Below are 17,841 nucleotides of genomic sequence, written 5' to 3' on the forward strand. Positions count from 1 at the left end.
GCCAAACGGAACATTGAACTGGATCACGCCCGGCCTTCTGCTTTGCGTTACCCGAATGAGGCACGTCTCTGTCGTCCATTGCACGTCGTGCTGCTCCGAATTCGCCGACAGTCGCACCCATGACCGATACCGCATCATCTCCGGTTGCCGCCTCGCCGATCGTGTCGCCGCAAGGGGAACGCGTCGGTTTCCTGCTGGTATTCCTGTCGGCGCTGATGTGGAGTTTTGGCGGCACAATTGCGCGCTTCATCGACAACACTGACAGCTGGACGGTGGTGTTCTGGCGCTCGGTCTGGGCCGCTGCCTTCCTGCTCTGCTTCATGGTCTGGCGCGACGGCTGGCGTGGCACGCTGAAGCTGTTTCGTGGCATGGGCCTGGCCGGCCTTGCGGTGGCGTTCTGCTTCGCCACGGCGTCGACCTCTTTCGTCGTCGCGCTTGCCTATACCACCGTCGCCAACATCCTGTTGATGCAGGCCGGCGTGCCGCTTCTGGCGGCGCTGTTTGCCTGGGCGCTGTTTCGCGAACGGGTGGCGGTGGCGACCTGGTTGGCGATTGCCGCCGTCATTGCCGGCGTCGCCATCATGGTGTCGGAATCGCTCGATGGCGCGGTATCGCCTATCGGTGACGGGCTGGCGCTGCTCATCGCCGTCATGTTCTCGGTCGCCACCGTCATCACGCGCCGCTTTGCCCATGTGCGCATGACCCCGGCGACTTGCCTCGGCACGATGCTGGCGGCCGCCTTTGCGGCATCGCAAGCGTCGGCCCTCGGCATCTCGAGCCACGATATGGGCTTTCTCTTTGTCTTTGGCGTGATCAATCTGGGACTCGGCCTCGCCTTCTTCGCCACCGGCGCCCGGCTTGTTCCGGCCGCCGTCGCGGCGCTGCTCGGCACGTTCGAACCGATCCTTGGCCCGATCTGGGTCTGGCTCATCCATTCCGAGGTGCCGTCGGCGCGCACCATCGTCGGCGGTGCGGTCGTCGTCACCGCGCTGCTCGTCCATATCGGGCTCGAATTCAAGCGTCAGACGCGGCCCGCGCGAGCGGGCGTCACCGGTGTGCCGTCGCCTAATTGATGCAGCGCACGCGTCAAAGCGAGATGAACCATTGACAATGTCGCGGCCGCGCGGGCAGGCTGCGATCACGGCAACAACAAGACAGGCGTATCTTGCCAAGTCTCCATGCCGGCCGCATCGAGGCCGGACAACATCGTCTTCCTGCCCGCGCCGTAGCGAAAGCTTCCGACGGCGCCGGAACACCAGCAACGCCACGCCAAGTCTTCGCTGTCGCCTCGTCGCCGAACCATAATGGCGCCGGCAATTCGCGCTTGTCGCCTGCCTGCAAGCCCAATACCCTGAAGCAAATGCCCAGCCGCGCGGACGCCGCGACGAGCTGGCGACGGAACACTCAGCAAAGGAGAATAGCATGACCCGCAAAGCGCTCTGGCTTTCGGCGACTTCGGCGTTTCTGGCAGTTTTCACCTTGGGCGCGCATGCCGAGGATCGCGTCGTCAACGTGTTCAACTGGTCGGACTATATCGACAGTTCGATCATCGACGACTTCACCAAGGAAACCGGCATCAAGGTCGTCTACGACACTTTCGATTCCAACGAGATCCTGGAAACGAAGCTGCTCGCCGGCGGCAGCGGCTACGATGTCGTCGTGCCGAGCGGCAATTTCCTTGCACGCCAGATCCAGGCGGGTGTGTTCCAGAAGCTCGACAAGTCGAAACTGCCGAACATTTCCAATATGTGGGACACGGTCATGGAACGGACCGCCAAATATGATCCCGGCAACGAATATTCGATCAACTACATGTGGGGTACTGTCGGCATCGGCTACAACATCAAGAAGGTGCAGGCAGCGCTCGGCACCGACAAGATCGACAGCTGGGACGTGTTCTTCAATCCCGAAAGCCTGGCCAAATTGAAGGACTGCGGCGTCTATGTGCTGGATTCGCCGGCCGACATCATACCGGCGGCATTGAAATATCTGGGCCTCGACCCGAACAGCACATCGCCCGATGAGATCGCCAAGGCCGAAGAAACATTGCTGAAGGTCCGGCCCTATATCCGCAAGTTCCACTCGTCCGAATACATCAACGCTCTTGCCAATGGTGACATCTGCCTGGCGGTTGGCTGGTCGGGTGACGTCTTCCAGGCCCGCAACCGCGCCGACGAAGCCAAGCAGGGCGTCGAGATCGGCTACTCCGTGCCGAAGGAAGGTGCGCAGATGTGGTTCGACCAGATGGCGATCCCGGCCGACGCGCAGCATGTCGCCGAAGCGCATGAGTTCCTGAACTACATGATGAAGCCCGAAGTGATCGCCAAATCGTCGAACTATGTGCTCTACGCCAACGGCAACAAGGCTTCGCAGCAGTTCATCGACAAGGCGATCCTGGAAGATCCGGCGATCTATCCAGACGCCGCCACCTTGCAGAAGCTCTACACCGTCTCGCCTTACGATCCCAAGACCCAGCGCATCATCACCCGCACCTGGACCAAGATCGTCACTGGCCAATAACAATCTGCCCAGGCCCCGGCAGCCGGCTGCCGGGCCCGCTTTCTCATGGGGCAAGCAGCAGGACGGAGTGGGACATGAAATCGCTTGGCAGCATCCGCAGGGATTTCGCGCCATGGAACGATCCGAACGCCAAGCCATACATCCAGTTCGACAACGTCACCAAGAAATTCGGTGAGTTCACGGCGGTCAACAACCTGTCGCTGACCATCTTCGAACGCGAATTCTTTGCCTTGCTTGGAGCCTCAGGCTGCGGGAAATCGACGCTGCTCAGGATGCTTGCCGGCTTCGAGGAGCCGACCGCCGGCCGCATCATGCTCGACGGCCAGGATCTGCGCGGCATTCCGCCCTACCGGCGGCCGGTCAACATGATGTTCCAGTCCTACGCCTTGTTTCCGCATATGACGGTCGAGAACAACATCGCGTTCGGCCTCAAGCAGGAAGGCATGGTCAAGGCCGATATCGAAAAGCGCGTCGCCGAGATGCTGAAGCTGGTCAAGCTCGAGCAGTTCGCCAAGCGCAAGCCGCACCAATTGTCGGGCGGCCAGCGCCAGCGCGTCGCGCTCGCGCGCTCGGTGGCAAAGCGCCCGAAAGTCTTGCTGCTCGACGAGCCGCTTGGCGCGCTGGACAAGAAGCTGCGCGAGGAAACCCAGTTTGAGCTGATGGACCTGCAGCAGAATCTCGGCCTCACCTTCGTCGTCGTCACCCATGACCAGGAAGAGGCGATGACGATGGCCGACCGCATCGCCATCATCGACAAGGGCGAGGTGATGCAGGTGGCGACACCGGCCGAGGTCTACGAAGCGCCGGGCTCGCGCTTCGTCGCCGGCTTCGTCGGGAACGTGAATATGTTCGACGGCAGGATCGCGGCTGGCGAGGCCGGCAGCGCAAGCATCGATGCCGGCAACGGCATCACCATCCGAACCGAAAACGCCGGCAGTGCCGCCGCCGGGACATCCGTCACCTTCGCCATCAGGCCGGAGAAGATCAAGGTGTCCTCGACGAAACCCGCCGGTGCCGTCAATGCCATCCAGGGCGAGGTCTACGATATCGCCTATCTCGGTGACATGACCGTCTATCACGTCAGGCTGGACGATGGTCAGGTGGTGCGGGCAAGCACCATGAACGCGGCACGCCTCACCGAGGATCCGCTGAGCTGGAACGACCGCGCCTGGATTTCCTTCCGCCCTGACGCCGGCGTCGTGCTGACACGGTAGGGATTGATCATGTCCGCTGTCACCGCCGCAACAAGCTCTCCGGCAAATGCTGCCGGCAAATCCGCCCCGGCCAGGCTGAGCGCGGCTTTCGTTAGCCGTCTCGTCATTATCGTCCCCTATCTCTGGCTGCTGTTCTTCTTTCTTGTCCCCTTCATCATCGTTTTCAAGATTTCGCTGTCGCAGACGGCGATCGCCATGCCGCCCTACACGCCGGTGCTCGACTTCCGCGGCGGCATTCCCGGGTTCATCTCGGGGCTTGGCGCGCTCAATTTCGACAACTACACGTGGCTGACGCAGGATGCGCTTTACTTCAACGCCTATGTGACGAGCGTCGTCGTCGCCGCCATCTCGACAGTCCTGACATTGCTTGTCGGCTATCCCATTGCCTATGGCATGGCGCGCGCTCCGGCGACGATCCGCCCGACCTTGCTGATGCTGGTGATCCTGCCGTTCTGGACCTCGTTCCTGATCCGTGTCTATGCCTGGATCGGCATCCTCAAGCCCGAGGGCCTGCTCAACCAGCTGCTGCTCGCCAGCGGCATCATCAGCCAGCCGCTGATCATCCTCAACACCTATACGGCTATCTTCATCGGTATCGTCTACTCCTATCTGCCGTTCATGGTGCTGCCGCTCTATTCGTCGTTGGAGAAGATGGACCATACGCTGATCGAGGCGGCGAAGGATCTCGGGTGCCCGCCGACCAGCGCCTTCTGGAAGATCACCTTTCCGTTGTCGCTGCCCGGCGTCATCGCCGGCTGCCTCCTGGTGTTCATTCCCGCAGTCGGTGAGTTCGTCATTCCCGACCTGCTCGGCGGCTCGCAGACGCTGATGATCGGCAGGACGCTGTGGAACGAGTTCTTCGCCAACCGTGACTGGCCGGTGTCGTCCGCCGTTGCCGTCATCCTGCTGCTGCTGCTGATCGTGCCGATCATGATTTTCCAGCGGGCCCAGGCGCGTGCTCAGGAGCAAGACCAATGAACGCCACCTGGAGCCGCTTCAACGTCATTTCGATCGTGCTCGGCTTTGCCTTTCTTTACCTGCCGATCGTCCTGCTCGTCGTGTTCTCTTTCAACGAGTCGAAGCTGGTCACCGTCTGGGGCGGCTTCTCGACGAAATGGTACGTCTCGCTGTTCCACAACCGGGGCCTGATGGACGCCACCTGGGTGACGGCCCGGGTCGGCGTTATCTCGGCAACCGTGGCGACCGTGCTCGGCACGCTGGCGGCGCTCACCTTGACACGCTACACGCGCTTTCGCGGCCGGCTTCTGTTTTCGGGCATGGTGTTTGCGCCGCTGGTCATGCCCGAAGTCATCACCGGACTGTCGCTGCTGCTGCTCTTCGTCGCCGTCGGCCTCGACCGCGGCTTTCTGACGGTGACGCTTGCCCACACCACGCTGACCATGTGCTTCGTCGCGGTGGTGGTGCAGTCGCGCCTGATCACCTTCGATCGGTCGCTGGAAGAAGCCGCGATGGACCTCGGTGCACCGCCGGTAAGGACCTTCTTCCAGATCACGCTGCCGGTCATCATGCCGGCGATCGTCTCCGGCTGGATGCTGGCCTTCACGCTCTCGCTCGACGACCTGGTTATTGCCAGCTTCACCTCGGGTCCCGGCGCCACGACACTGCCGATGAAGATCTACAGCCAAGTTCGCCTCGGCGTGACGCCGGAAATCAACGCCGCCTGCACCATCCTGATCGCCGTTGTCGCCGTCGGTGTGATCATCGCTTCGCTTGTCAACAAGAGCCGCGAAGTGCAGCGCCAGCGCGACGAGCAGGCCGCGCAGCGCGGTTAAAGCTGCGGCTTACTCTCCTGAAACGCCGCGGCTTACCGGCGAGATGAACGGCGTGCTCCACGTGCCGCCGACGAAAAACGACGACTGATTGGGTTCCTGGCCGTTCGTCTGCGTGCCAGCCTGGCTCGGCCGGACGATGCCGCCGGACAGTGCCAGCCCGCGTCCGGCATAGGATGCAATGCCGGAAAGCCAGATCTTGTATTGCGCGGAATTCACCTCGGCCTTGTCGATGCGCGCCACGCCGTTCGAAATGCTCGCCTTGAGCTCGGCCCCGTCGATCGGCAGCGTTCCGTCCGAGACGTCGTCCAGCGCGAAGAATCCGCCCTGTTCGGTGTGCTTGAGGAACGCCGGCAGATTAAGCCGGCTCAGCGCGCCCGCGCCGAACGTCGCGGACAGCGAGCCATTGGCGTTTTCGAAAATGGAGTCCCAGGTTCTGCCAGGCCCCTTGAGGATGACCGAAACGGTTCCAGTGCCGATCGGCACCAGCCGCGTCATCCCGGCCGCGGTGCCGAAAGCGCCGCCGTCGATATCGGAAGCAAGCAGCCGGATCTCGACTTCCGTGCCGGCGGGCTTGCGGTCGAAACGGACGCTGCTCTGGACGTTGCCGCCAAAGGCGGATGCATCCGAGATGTCGAAGACGGCAAGGCCGTTCTTGACCTGGGCGGTGGCGGCGACGTCGGCAAGCTGGATGGCGCCGGCCGTGGCATGCGCCGCCGACAGCCTGAGATCGAGATTGATCCGGTCGGCGAAGCTCGTATCGATTTCGCCCGGATCGGTGCCGCCGGCCGATGGCACCGGGGCAAAGGCGGAGAGAAATGATCTGAGGTCGAGCGTATCGAAGGCAAGTGTGCCGGAGATCACCGGCAATGCCTCGCCGTAGGTGAAGTCCAGCGCGCCCATTCCGGGGTTGTTGTCGAGGGTCAGGGCGGTGTTTTCGAATTTGACGCGCCCGGCCGTCGCCGTGATCTTGCTTGAAACCGAGATCGAGCCGATTGCCGCACCGGGCGCGATGCCGGCCTGCGACCATTCGAGCACACGTCGGAGCGAAGGTGCGGCGAATTTTGCCTGGCCGTCGAAATAGCCGTTTTCCGACATGCTGGCGCGGCCGTCGAACGAAAAACTGGCCGGCGCCGCCTTGAAGGAAAACGTGACCGGTGCTGTGCCGCCGCCAAACAACACAAGCGGGTTCGGCGATGCGGCGTCGATGGCAACACTTTCGCCGCGCCATATCCCGGTCGCCGACAGCGTCGCATTGCTGTTCATCGCGGCCCAGTTCGCCTGGCCGCTCAGGCTGCTCAATATCTCCTGGTCCTTGCCGCCGATGGCAGCCACCACGCGGCCGTCCCTGAACTCGACTGTGCCGAACGGATCTGTTGGCAGCTTGCCGAGATCCGGCTTGGCGGGATTTGTGTTGATCACCGCGCGGGCAGCATCGATCGAACGCGTAATGCGCCCGCCGCTGGGAATCGCAGGCAGGAAAAACCCGGTCGCGGTACGCTGAACCCGGATCGTCGGTCGTACCAGCCGCGCCGTCGAAAACACCACGTCGCCACGCAGCGCCGCCATCGCCGAAAGGTCGACCTCGACCCGTTCGGCTTCGACCACGGGCGGCGCATCCGTCTCTGTCCATTGCGACAGCGTCACGTCGCTCAGGATCGCCCGGAAATTCGGCCAGACCTCGATGCGCGGCGCGCCGTCGATGTTGACCCGGAAACCGCTCCAGGCGCTCATTTCCCACGCGATGCGGTCGCGCACGATGCGGGTCGAGGCGATCAGCGGCAAGGCTGCGACGACCAGCGCGATGACGATGACGGCTGCGCCGATCGCCCATATTCCGCGTCGGATCAAAGGTGATGGCATATCGCCCTGTATGCTTCCATTCCGACAAAATCGCCCGACGGGTGTAACCGACGGCTGACGCATTTCAAGTCTTTATGGCCCGGCGATGGCATTTGCGCACACCCTGACCGGCGCGGTCCAACAAAATCTTGCTCTGCTGCATCGCGATATTGCATAAGCGATGCAGCCTGCGGAGGAACAATGATGGCTGACGACGCACCGCTCTGGATCCCGACGCAAGAGCAGATCGACGCGGCGCCGATGACCGCCTTCATGAACGCCGCGGCGAGCATGGCCGGCGAGTCTTTCTCCTCCTATGCCGACCTGCATCGCTGGTCGATCGATGACCGCGAGACCTTCTGGAGCTTGGTCTGGGACTTTTGTGGCATCGTCGGCGACAAGGGCGAACGCGTGCTGATCGATGGCGACAAGATGCCCGGCGCGACCTTCTTCCCTGATGCGAAGCTGAACTTCGCCGAGAATCTCCTCAAGAAAACCGGGCTTGGCGACGCAATCGTTTTTCGCGGCGAGGACAAGGTCGAGCGGCGGCTGTCCTGGAACGAGCTGCATGCGCTGACCTCGCGCCTGCAGCAGCTTTTCCTGTCGCTCAAGGTGAAGAAGGGCGACCGCATCGCCGCGATGATGCCCAACATGCCCGAGACCGTTGCTGCGATGCTGGCGGCGGCCTCGATCGGCGCCGTCTGGTCGTCTTGCTCCCCGGATTTTGGTGAGCAGGGCGTTCTCGACCGGTTCGGCCAGATCGAGCCGGTCATATTCATCGCGCCGGACGGCTACTGGTACAATGGCAAGGCGATCGAAGTCGCCGACAAGGTCGCGGCCGTGGCGGGCAAGCTCGCCACCGTCCGCAAGATACTCATTGTCGACTATCTCGGCACCTCGCTCGACGTCGCCGCGACCATCGGCAAGGCGGCCGCGCTGGAAGAGGCGCTGTCACCCTTTGCCGCCAGGTCTGTCAGCTACGAGAGGCTGCCGTTTTCGCATCCACTGTACATCCTGTTTTCGTCCGGCACGACCGGCATCCCCAAATGCATTGTCCATTCGGCCGGCGGAACGCTGATCCAGCACGTCAAGGAAGAACGGCTGCATGCCGGCCTGCTCGACGGCGACCGCTTCTTCTACTTCACCACCTGCGGCTGGATGATGTGGAACTGGCTGGTGTCGGGCTTGGCGTCGGGTGCCACCTTGCTGCTCTACGACGGCTCGCCCTTCTACCGGGACGGCAATACGCTGTTCGACTTCGCCGATGCCGAGAAGATGACGTATTTCGGCACCTCGGCCAAATTCATAGATTCCGTGCGCAAGGCCGGCCTCAAGCCGATCCGCACGCATGATCTTTCCAGCGTGCGCACCATTTCCTCGACCGGCTCGCCGCTATCGCCGGAAGATTTCCGCTTCGTCTACGAAGGCATCAAGAAGGACGTGCATCTGGCTTCGATTTCCGGCGGCACCGATATCGTCTCCTGCTTCGTGCTCGGCGTGCCGATCGAACCGGTATGGACCGGCGAGATCCAGGGGCCTGGGCTCGGTCTTGCCGTCGATGTCTGGGACGATGACGGCCGGCCGCTCCGCCAGGAGAAGGGCGAGCTCGTCTGCACCAAGGCGTTTCCCGCGATGCCGCTCGGCTTCTGGAACGACCCTGACGGCAGGAAATACCGAGCCGCCTATTTCGAACGGTTCGACAATGTCTGGTGCCACGGCGATTTCGCCGAATGGACCGCCCATGGCGGCCTGATCATCCATGGCCGTTCCGACGCCACGCTCAATCCGGGCGGTGTCAGGATCGGCACGGCGGAGATCTACAATCAGGTCGAGCAAATGCCGGAAATCCTCGAAGCACTATGCATCGGCCAGGATTTCGACAATGACGTTCGCGTGGTGCTGTTCGTGCGGCTGGCGGCAGGCGTCGAGCTCGATGCCGAGCTGGAAAAACGCATCCGCGCGAAAATCCGCATCGGGGCGAGCCCGCGCCACGTGCCGGCCAAGATCGTCGCCGTCAGCGATATTCCGCGCACCAAATCGGGCAAGATCACCGAGCTCGCGGTACGCGACATGGTGCATGGCCGCGCCATCAAGAACAAGGAAGCGCTCGCCAATCCCGAAGCGCTCGAGCTGTTCCGCAACCTGCCGCAGCTTGCCGACTGACCCGGGATCCAAGGCGGGAGCCGTTTTGAGGTCTCAGGTATCGTTAACAAATTATCTCTTCGGAATTTACCTAGATTTCATGAGTGGTACACATTGGTAAATTTTCCGGCGTGCCGGTAAGGATTTGTTAAGGCCCGGCATCGATAGTCGTGCGTAACTTGAGGGAGAAATCCCGTTCCTCTTAGCCCCGAGAGGATCTGATTCGCTCAAGCCCCGTTGTGACAGCAATTCCAATTTCTCAAGGCGTCCTGTTGGACGCCTTTTTCTTTGCGCAACCATAGCTAACCGGCGAGCACACGGGTCGAGGGAAAGGCGACTTCGACCAGGGTTCCCTCGCCGGGCGTCGAGTTGATGGTGAACCGGGCCCGGTTCGCTTCGACCATCGCCTTGGTCAGCGGCAGCCCAAGACCGGTGCCGTCGCCGCGGCCGCGCTTCAGCGCATTGATCTGCTTGAACGGCTTCAGCGCCTGCTCGATCTCGGACGGGCTCATGCCGATGCCGGTATCGCGCACGCGCATGACGACATCGCCGGAGAGCTCGTAGGCCGTCGACACGATCACCTGGCCGCCGGCCTGCGTGTAGCGGACGGCGTTCGACAGGATGTTGAGCGCGATCTGCCGCACGCTGCGCAGATCGGCCACCACTTCCGGCAGCCGTGAGGCGAAGCTGGAGCGGATGATGACGCGTTCCCGGTTGGCTTGCGGCTGCATCATCGCCACGGTTTCGGCCAGCGTGTCGTTAAGCGACACCGCCTCATAGGCCATCTCCTGCTGGCCGGCCTCGATTTTCGAAATGTCGAGCAGGTCGTTGACCAGATCGAGCACGTGGTTGCCCGAACGGTTGATGTCGCGCAGATAGTCGCGATAGCGGTCATTGGCCACCGGCCCGAATTTTTCGTCCACCATCAGCTCGGAAAAGCCGATGATGGCGTTGAGCGGCGTGCGGATCTCGTGGCTGATGCGGGCCAGAAAATCGGTCTTCTGCGACGAGGCGCGTTCGGCGACCGCGCGCGCCTGGGTCAAGTCCTCTTCGGCCCGCTTCCACTGGGTGATATCGCGCACCACTGCACAGAAGCCGCTGTCGTTGGGCAGCCTGCCGATGGTCATGAACAGCGGAATGAAACGCCCCTGCGCCTCGCGCCCGATCACCTCGCGGCCATCGTTCATCACGCTTGCAACGCCGGGCTCCGACAACCCCTCGAGATAGTCACGCGCCGCGCGCTGGCTTTCGATCGCAAACAGCGAGACGAACGGCTTACCGGTCACCTCGTCGCTGTCGAAGCCGAACAGCGCTTCCGCCGGACGGCTAATTGAACGGATCGTTCCGTTACGGCCGATCAGCACGACGCCATCGGTGGCGGTGTCGATGATGGTGCGCATTTCGGCAATGCGCGCCTTGAGCTCGGAAACATCCGGCTGCGTTTGGTCGTCGGCAGCGCCATGCGGAATGGCTGATGCTTCGTCGTCGCCGGAACGGCGTACGACCAGCATCAGTGCCTTGCCGTTCCCCCACGGGACGGAGCGCAAAATCGCGTCGATCGGAAACTCCTGACCGTCGCGCGTCCTCAGCCGCAATGCGCGGTCGCCGCCCTCCGAACTGCCGTCGTCGGCATAAGGGTCGGCAAACAGCGCGCCGAGCCCGCCCGCCTCGTCCAGGGCGTTGAGCGTCGCATAGCCGGTCAAGCCGAGGAATTCGTCGTTCGCGTAGTACAGTTGATCGCCGGAATGGATAAGCACCGGCACCGGTAGCTTGCCGAGGATCGAGGTATCCGGCCCCTTGTTGCCCGCTCCGGCAAACGCCGACGGCACGAAGCCGCCGAGTTTGAGCGGTGGTGCCTGCGGCCGCTCGACGGGCGGCACCTGGCCGGCAGCGTCGGCTGCGCTGTCCTCGGACCAATCCTCGCTGTCCTCGGCGTCATGAAAATCTTCGGCCGTCATGCTATCGTCGTCGCCATCCCGCGGCGCTTCGGCGACGATCGTTCGACGGTCGGTGCTGGGCTCGTCGCCTTCCTGCGCTTCATCGCCGGGTTCGCGGTTGGCATAGTCGAGCAGCGATCCGGAAACAGGGCGAGTGACGGGTTCGCCGGCTTGCGCCTCTGCTACCGCCTCATCCGGCTGCTCGCTGTCGAGCCGGGCGAGGTCCTTCTGGTCCTCGGCATCGGCCTCGGGTGGTTCGGCGGCAGCCGCCTCGCTTTCCGGACCTGGTTCCGGCATCTCACCCTTGTCCGTCGGGCCGGCTCCTTTCAGCTTTGGCTCGTCGGCATTGCCGGCTGCCTCGACTTTCTCAACCGGCTTCTGCTTTCCGGCGCTGGGCTGTTCTTCGGCCGGGGTGCTGTCCTTCTTGAGACGCTCGCCAATCTCGCGAAACGCGCTGCGTTCCAGCGTCGACAGGCCCTTGTCGTTGGCCGGCTGCCGGTGCTCGGCCAGCCGGATCACCTTGTCGGCAAAGCGCCGCTCCGGCTTTGGCACGATGGTCAACGCCGGCACTTCGCCCCTGAACGGATCGGCGGGTTTCGGTGTCGCCGGGGCAGGTTCGACGGCTTCCGGCCCGACGCTCGCGGCGGGCTTTTCCTCGGCGACAAGGGCCATGCCGACGGCATCCGGATCGACCACCGCATCGCCGCTCCTGGCGACGCCGAAACCGCGAAAACCTTCGAAAACCCGGCTGCGGCTGTAAACCGGGAGCGCCGCCAGATCGACTGGTATCTTCAGATCGGTGCCGGCGACCGGCCACAGCACGGAGCGGCCGGACCAGGTGTCGCGCCGTTCGAGCAGGCCGGCAATCTCGCCAGAGGCATCGAGGCCATAGGCGGCCGAAACATCCTCGAAGCGGCGCCCGATCACGTCGGCGGCAGGCTTGCCGACGAGCTCGGCAAATTCCGGCGACAGGGCGCTGAACCGGCCCTCCGCGTCGGTACGCCAGACGAAACGCATGGGTGGGGCGGCGCGATCGATCGCCGAAGCGCGGCGTGCGGCCGGGGAGGCGGCTTTGGTGGCTTTTGCGGCGCTTTCCGGCGAAGTATCCGCGCCGGCCTGCGAAGCGTCCGGGCTGGTCTCGGCTTTACCGGACGCAGCCGCCCCGGGCGTGACCTGCGCGTCGTCGCCGGCATTGAAGTACCAATGGTCATGCTGCGTCGGCGTTTCGCCAACCGTGTGTTGATTGTCAGCCGCGTCGACAGCTTCGTGCTCCGCCGATGCTGAGGTGCCTTCCATCGCTGCAAGGTCGATCTCCGCCGCGCCCATCCTGGCGATTGGCGGCTCGTTGTCTTGGCCCGTCGGCTGGGGAAGATCGCCACCGCTCGGTGCCGTTGCTGCTTCGCTGCCGGTTTCCCCCCCGGCACGCTCGCCATCAGGGGCCTCGCCGTCGAGCCGGTCCTCGTCGATCACCACCAGCAGGTGCCGCTCGTCCGTCAGCCGGGCAAGGCCCGCCGGATAGGAGCTGGATCCGCCCGGGACCAGGCGCTTGACGATGCGGTCGCTCTCGTTCGCCACGTCGGCGACAAGCGCGGCCAGCGTCTCAGGCCGGATGCCGAGTGCCGAAAAGCCGTCCGATGCGGCGTCGATATTGCCCTTGGCGTCGACAAAGGCGATGTAGTGGCCGTCATCCGTAAAACCACCGATGGCGCGATCGGCGATCTCGGCCGCGCTGCGCGAGCCGGTCTGCGCCGCCGGCACCGCCAGCATGATTGCTTCCTCGCCATCGGGCATGGTCACTGCGCTGGCCAGGAAGCCGACCGCGCGGCTGGTCAGGCCGGTCGCCAGCCGGACCGTGATGGCACGGTCGCGGCCGATCTGCGGAAAACCGCTGGTTGCCATGATCTGGCGCCTGGCGATCAGCGGCAAACCTGCCGAGGCGCCGATGATCGCGCCGATGTCGGGATAGCCGAATACCGCTGCGCCGGGGCCGTTGGCCCAGATCACCTGCTCGAGATCGGCCGACAGAATAGCGATCGCGTCGCCTGCGGCGAAGCGCAGGCGGACCGGGTCGAGCACGGCGACATCGAGGAAGGAGTAGTTTTCAGCCGGCATGCGTTTGGCGACCCTCACAGAGCGGGCAATTTGCGGTTAACGCTTTGTTAATAAAAGCCGACGGCGCGAAGGTCCACAAGTCATAGCGTGCAACCAATGGAATCTCTAGGCGCGTGGTTAACGCCACGAACAAATAATATATGGTGCGATGCAACAAACATGTTGCAATGCACAAAAATTGCCTTTATATTGCCATGATACATGAACGAGACGGCTTTTCGTCAAAGCCGCTGCCGCTGAAAAGGATGGAAAATGTCCAGGACCAAGACCGCTGAAACGATCGAAAACGTTGAATTCCCGAGCTTCGACGCTTCCAAGGCCACCGACCAGATCCGCGCCTTCGCCGAAAAGGGCGTCGAGCAGTCGAAAGAGGCCTATGCCAAGCTGAAGACCGGCGCCGAGGAGACCCAGAAGGCTCTGGAGTCGACCTACGAGACCGCCAAGTCCGTTTCCAGCGACCTGTCGCTCAAGACCATCGCCGCCCTGCGCGCCAATGCCGAAGCCGGCTTCTCGCATTTCGAAGCGCTGATCGGCGCCAAGTCGCTGTCGGAAGTCGTCGAGTTGCAGACCGCTTTCCTGCGCAAGCGCGTCGAAATGACCGTCGAGCAGGCCAAGGACTTTCAAGCGGTTGCTGCCAAGGCGGCCGAGGACGTATCCAAGCCGATCAAGACCGCCTTCGAGAAGGCCGTGAAAGAAATCAAGATCGCCTAATATTTGCACACAGTTTGACGATGCATCAAAAGGTCGCATTTCGTCAGACAAATAGATGTGCGATATAGTCGTTCAAACGAATACCCGGCGGGTGGAACCTCCTCCCTCTGCTCACCGGGGTAACCAGCCAGCACCTCCTCCCGCTGGCTCGTAACAGGAAAAGGCCGGCACCTCCTCCCGCCGGCCTTTTCTTTGTCCGGCGGAAAATGACGCGATGCCGGAGCGAGCTTTTGCCTTGCCAAAAGCCTTGAATTAAACTCCGATAGCCCGTATGGACGCATCGCCGAACGACAGAGCGGGTCCCGAACGTTTCATCTCGATCCCGCTCTGGCAAACGTGCCGTTGTAGCTCAGATGGTTAGAGCGCCGGATTGTGGATCCGGAGGTCGCTGGTTCGATCCCAGCCAACGGTACCATCACCTTCAGCCACACTTCTGACCGGCAAAATACTGCTAAAGCGGTCTTATGACTGGTTGCCTCACCCACGGTCCCGCGCCTGACGCGTGCCGCGCAGGTGGTCCACGAGGGCTCTCAGCTTCGGCGCGACATTCCGTCGGCTGGGGAAATAGAGATAGAAACCCGCAAACGGCGGGAAATAGCCGTCGAGGATTGGCACAAGCTCGCCGCGGTCGATCCAGGGGCGGAATGTATCCGCCATGCCGAACGTGATCCCGGCGCCTGCAACGGCCAGCCGGATCATCAGCCACATGTCGTTGGTCGTGATCTCGGGCGCAACCGCCACGTCGAATTCGCGCCCGTCCTCGCCAAACTCCCACCGATAGGGCGAAACTCCCGGCGCCGGCCGCCAGCCGATACAGCGATGAGCCACAAGCTCGCGCGGATGGGCGGGTGCTCCGAACTTTTCGAGATAGCGCGGGGCGCAGACGGCCATCTGCCGCTGATCGCCCGATACCGGCACGGCAATCATGTCCTGCTCAATCACTTCGCCGAGCCTGACTCCGGCATCATAGCCTTCGGCAACGATGTCGAATTCCTCGTCGGTGACCACAATATCCAGATGCACCTCGGGAAACCTTTCTGCAAAGGACGCCAGCAACGGTCCTGACAGAAAGGCCTCTGCGATAGACGAAACCGCGATCCGCAGCAGGCCGCGCGGGCGGTCCAGAAACTCCGTAGTGGCTTCGACTGCCGCGTTCAAGTCGGCGATCGCCGGTGCGACGCTCGCCAGCAGGCGCTCGCCCGCTTCGGTCAGGTTGACGCTGCGTGTCGTGCGCTGCAGCAATGCGATGCCAAGGCGCTGTTCAAGCCTGAGGATGCTCTGGCTGACCGCCGAGCGCGTCACGCCCAATCGGTCCGCCGCAGCGCGAAAATTGCGTTCCTCGGCCACCGTGACGAAGACGGCAATTGCATTGAGATCGATGTCCATTGGTTAGCAAAACTTACCATCGAGGTTAACGGCGGGCGGGTTATCGCGACAATGCCATGGCTCTATCTCTGTCGCAACGGCAAGAAGGCTTGATCCTCCCGATCAAAGCCGAAGCCGACCGACAAGGAGATATCCCATGACATCACTCCCTTCCTCCTGGGACCTGGACGGAAAAGTCGCCCTCGTGACCGGCGCGGCACGCGGCATCGGTCGCTGCACGGCGGAGCTGCTGCGTGCGCGCGGTGCCCGGATCGTGGCAAGCGATCTCAGCGACACCGTACGCGAATTGGAAGCCGAGGACGTGGCAACCCTGGTCGGCGACGTCGCCGACGAGGATCTGGCCAGACGCTCGGTCGAGCTCGCGGCGAAGCACTTCGGACGTCTTGACATCGTCGTGAACAATGCCGGTCGCACGCTCAACAAACGTCTGACGGAGACCTCGGTCGACGACTACGACCGCATTCTGCAGATCAACGCGCGCGGCAGCTTCGTCACCGCCCGTGCCGCTGTGGAACTGATGGCCGGTGGTGGCGGCGCGATCGTCAATGTCTCATCGATCTCGGCCGTCGCGGCCTTCGAGACGCAGGCGGCCTATGCCTCCTCCAAGGCGGCTGTCGCACAGCTGACCAAGGTAATCGCGATCGAATATGGGCGTATGGGCATTCGCTGTAACGCCGTTGCCCCTGGCGTGATCGAAACCGACATCATGGAAGGTGTGGTGGAGAATGGCCGGGAGATGCTGCGCAGCTTCGGCAACGCGCATCCAATCGGCCGGATCGGCCAGCCGCAAGAAGTTGCCGAGGCCATCGCCTTTCTTGCCTCGCCGGCATCCAGCTTCATCACCGGGGGGTTGCTTCTGGTCGATGGCGGCTACACCGCCCAGTGAGCCCCAATAGGGCCGGCGCACTGGGCGAACTCGCCCGCACGCCGATCCTTCACATCGTGAAAATACTTACAGGAATTCTGAAAGGATCATTTCCGTGACCATGAACAAAGTTGTTCTGATCACCGGTGCCTCCAGCGGCATCGGTGCTGGCATCGCCCGCGAACTTGGCGCGGCAGGTGCAAAGCTGATGCTCGGCGCGCGGCGCACCGACCGCCTTGAAGCGCTTGCGGCAGAAATCGAGGCGGCTGGTGGGACGGTTCGCGTGCGAGCGCTCGACGTCACCACGAGGGCCGACGTCGCGGCATTCGCCGATGCCGCGCGGGCCGAATGGGGCCAGGTCGATGTCATCGTCAACAATGCGGGCGTCATGCCGCTGTCGGCCATGGCAGCCATGAAGGTCGACGAGTGGGAGCTGATGGTGGACGTCAACGTCAAGGGTGTTCTGTACGGCATCGCGGCGGTGCTCCCTGAGATGACGGCACGTGGCTCCGGGCATATCATCAATATCGGTTCCATTGGCGCACTGGCCGTCTCGCCCATGGCTGCCGTCTATTGCGCAACGAAATACGCTGTCCGCGCGATTTCCGATGGGCTCCGCCAGGAGAGTGACGATATCCGGGTAACCTGCATTCATCCCGGCGTGGTGGAAAGCGAGCTGGCGAACACGATCTCCGACGAAGCCGCTGCCGCCGCCATGAAAACCTGGCGTGCTATTGCCCTGCAACCCGATGCCATCGCCAGGGCAGTGCGCTACGCACTCGAACAGCCCGACGATGTCGACGTCAACGAGATTGTCGTGCGTCCGACGAAGGCGGCGCATTGATGCCATCCACTTTGACCGCAGTGCTTACGGGTATTGCCCTTGCTGTAACTCCAGCCGGCCTGACCCTTCCTTCAACTCCAATCCTTGCAGAGGAACCAATGACGCAGCAAGATCATCCTTACGTCGGACTTTGGGTCACCGGGGATCGCCATATCAGGCACGAACTCCTGCCGAACGGCCGTTATGACGAAGCGCGCGGTGACCGCGAGAGCGCCTACCGGGGACGCTACGAAGTGCGGGGCAACCACATAGAATACTGGGACGATACGGGCTTCACCGCGGATGGTGAGTTCGTCGAAGGCGTCCTCCATCATGCCGGCATGATCCTTTACCGCCAGCGATAGAGAGCCACCCTGAGACAAGCACTTCAGGGTTCCACAAGACGCTATTGCATGCCTTGCATGAGGCGCTCGGCAGCTTGCACTGCAAGGCCGGTCACACCACATCTCTCCCAGCAAGCGCGGCGGAAAGAAGCAGG

General features: G+C 62.8%; 13 protein-coding genes and 1 tRNA gene. 11 read left to right on the forward strand and 3 right to left on the reverse strand.

Features of this window, described 5'->3' with window-relative positions:
* Positions 1 to 119: 119 nt before the first annotated feature.
* The 5 genes from NMG46_RS19850 (at position 120) to NMG46_RS19870 (ending at position 5,527) form a co-directional block, all read left to right on the forward strand.
* Complete coding sequence (locus NMG46_RS19850) at positions 120 to 1,073, forward strand: DMT family transporter (RefSeq protein ID WP_254819290.1); 954 nt, start codon at positions 120 to 122, stop codon at positions 1,071 to 1,073.
* Between the two features lie 349 nt (positions 1,074 to 1,422).
* Entirely contained in the window at positions 1,423 to 2,520 is a 1,098-nt protein-coding gene (locus NMG46_RS19855; RefSeq protein WP_254819291.1) for a polyamine ABC transporter substrate-binding protein, read from the forward strand.
* 74 nt (positions 2,521 to 2,594) lie between these two features.
* Positions 2,595 to 3,734, forward strand: a complete 1,140-nt coding sequence (locus NMG46_RS19860; protein WP_254819292.1) for an ABC transporter ATP-binding protein — start codon at positions 2,595 to 2,597, stop codon at positions 3,732 to 3,734.
* A gap of 9 nt (positions 3,735 to 3,743) precedes the next feature.
* The gene (locus NMG46_RS19865; protein WP_254819293.1) at positions 3,744 to 4,712 is read left to right on the forward strand and encodes an ABC transporter permease subunit; all 969 of its coding nucleotides are present in this window, start codon (positions 3,744 to 3,746) and stop codon (positions 4,710 to 4,712) included.
* A complete protein-coding gene (locus NMG46_RS19870) occupies positions 4,709 to 5,527 on the forward strand; it encodes an ABC transporter permease (protein WP_254819294.1) in 819 nt (272 codons plus the stop codon). Before NMG46_RS19865 ends, NMG46_RS19870 begins: the two co-directional genes overlap by 4 nt.
* Before the next feature lie 9 nt (positions 5,528 to 5,536).
* Here the strand turns inward: NMG46_RS19870 and NMG46_RS19875 are convergent, their stop codons facing one another.
* The gene (locus NMG46_RS19875) at positions 5,537 to 7,387 is read right to left on the reverse strand and encodes an AsmA family protein (RefSeq protein WP_254819295.1); all 1,851 of its coding nucleotides are present in this window, start codon (positions 7,385 to 7,387) and stop codon (positions 5,537 to 5,539) included.
* 183 nt (positions 7,388 to 7,570) lie between these two features.
* Between NMG46_RS19875 and NMG46_RS19880 the strand changes: the two genes are divergently transcribed.
* The gene (locus tag NMG46_RS19880) at positions 7,571 to 9,529 is read left to right on the forward strand and encodes an acetoacetate--CoA ligase (protein WP_254819296.1); all 1,959 of its coding nucleotides are present in this window, start codon (positions 7,571 to 7,573) and stop codon (positions 9,527 to 9,529) included.
* Positions 9,530 to 9,810: 281 nt separating this feature from the next.
* Here NMG46_RS19880 and NMG46_RS19885 read toward each other — a convergent pair whose 3' ends face one another.
* Positions 9,811 to 13,557, reverse strand: a complete 3,747-nt coding sequence (locus NMG46_RS19885) for a PAS domain S-box protein (RefSeq protein ID WP_254819297.1) — start codon at positions 13,555 to 13,557, stop codon at positions 9,811 to 9,813.
* A 252-nt stretch (positions 13,558 to 13,809) separates the two neighbouring features.
* Between NMG46_RS19885 and NMG46_RS19890 the strand changes: the two genes are divergently transcribed.
* Complete coding sequence (locus NMG46_RS19890) at positions 13,810 to 14,268, forward strand: phasin (protein WP_254819298.1); 459 nt, start codon at positions 13,810 to 13,812, stop codon at positions 14,266 to 14,268.
* A 338-nt stretch (positions 14,269 to 14,606) separates the two neighbouring features.
* Positions 14,607 to 14,683, forward strand: a tRNA-His gene (locus NMG46_RS19895).
* A 62-nt stretch (positions 14,684 to 14,745) separates the two neighbouring features.
* Here NMG46_RS19895 and NMG46_RS19900 read toward each other — a convergent pair.
* On the reverse strand, positions 14,746 to 15,654 hold the full coding sequence (locus NMG46_RS19900) for a LysR family transcriptional regulator (protein ID WP_254819299.1): 909 nt from the start codon (positions 15,652 to 15,654) through the stop codon (positions 14,746 to 14,748).
* Between the two features lie 136 nt (positions 15,655 to 15,790).
* Here NMG46_RS19900 and NMG46_RS19905 point away from each other — a divergent pair, with 136 nt between their 5' ends.
* From NMG46_RS19905 to NMG46_RS19915, 3 genes are all read left to right on the forward strand, one after another.
* Positions 15,791 to 16,540 (forward strand): SDR family NAD(P)-dependent oxidoreductase, encoded by a 750-nt coding sequence (locus tag NMG46_RS19905; RefSeq protein WP_302896781.1) that lies wholly within the window; start codon positions 15,791 to 15,793, stop codon positions 16,538 to 16,540.
* Positions 16,541 to 16,634: 94 nt separating this feature from the next.
* Entirely contained in the window at positions 16,635 to 17,363 is a 729-nt protein-coding gene (locus tag NMG46_RS19910; protein WP_254819301.1) for an SDR family oxidoreductase, read from the forward strand.
* Positions 17,363 to 17,707, forward strand: coding sequence for an Atu4866 domain-containing protein (locus tag NMG46_RS19915; RefSeq protein WP_254819302.1), 345 nt, complete (start codon positions 17,363 to 17,365; stop codon positions 17,705 to 17,707). The genes NMG46_RS19910 and NMG46_RS19915 overlap by 1 nt, the downstream gene beginning before the upstream one ends.
* Positions 17,708 to 17,841 lie beyond the last annotated feature (134 nt).

It is taken from the genome of Mesorhizobium sp. LMG 17147 (assembly GCF_024297145.1).
Taxonomy (GTDB): domain Bacteria; phylum Pseudomonadota; class Alphaproteobacteria; order Rhizobiales; family Rhizobiaceae; genus Mesorhizobium.

Excerpts from the sequence above, each read along its gene's own strand:
- NMG46_RS19850 (WP_254819290.1), top strand. The coding sequence starts at position 120 with ATGACCGATACCGCATCATCTCCGGTTGCCGCCTCGCCGATCGTGTCG.
- NMG46_RS19855 (WP_254819291.1), top strand. The coding sequence starts at position 1,423 with ATGACCCGCAAAGCGCTCTGGCTTTCGGCGACTTCGGCGTTTCTGGCA.
- NMG46_RS19860 (WP_254819292.1), top strand. The coding sequence starts at position 2,595 with ATGAAATCGCTTGGCAGCATCCGCAGGGATTTCGCGCCATGGAACGAT.
- NMG46_RS19865 (WP_254819293.1), top strand. The coding sequence starts at position 3,744 with ATGTCCGCTGTCACCGCCGCAACAAGCTCTCCGGCAAATGCTGCCGGC.
- NMG46_RS19870 (WP_254819294.1), top strand. The coding sequence starts at position 4,709 with ATGAACGCCACCTGGAGCCGCTTCAACGTCATTTCGATCGTGCTCGGC.
- NMG46_RS19875 (WP_254819295.1), bottom strand. The coding sequence starts at position 7,387 with ATGCCATCACCTTTGATCCGACGCGGAATATGGGCGATCGGCGCAGCC.
- NMG46_RS19880 (WP_254819296.1), top strand. The coding sequence starts at position 7,571 with ATGGCTGACGACGCACCGCTCTGGATCCCGACGCAAGAGCAGATCGAC.
- NMG46_RS19885 (WP_254819297.1), bottom strand. The coding sequence starts at position 13,557 with ATGCCGGCTGAAAACTACTCCTTCCTCGATGTCGCCGTGCTCGACCCG.
- NMG46_RS19890 (WP_254819298.1), top strand. The coding sequence starts at position 13,810 with ATGTCCAGGACCAAGACCGCTGAAACGATCGAAAACGTTGAATTCCCG.
- NMG46_RS19900 (WP_254819299.1), bottom strand. The coding sequence starts at position 15,654 with ATGGACATCGATCTCAATGCAATTGCCGTCTTCGTCACGGTGGCCGAG.
- NMG46_RS19905 (WP_302896781.1), top strand. The coding sequence starts at position 15,791 with ATGACATCACTCCCTTCCTCCTGGGACCTGGACGGAAAAGTCGCCCTC.
- NMG46_RS19915 (WP_254819302.1), top strand. The coding sequence starts at position 17,363 with ATGCCATCCACTTTGACCGCAGTGCTTACGGGTATTGCCCTTGCTGTA.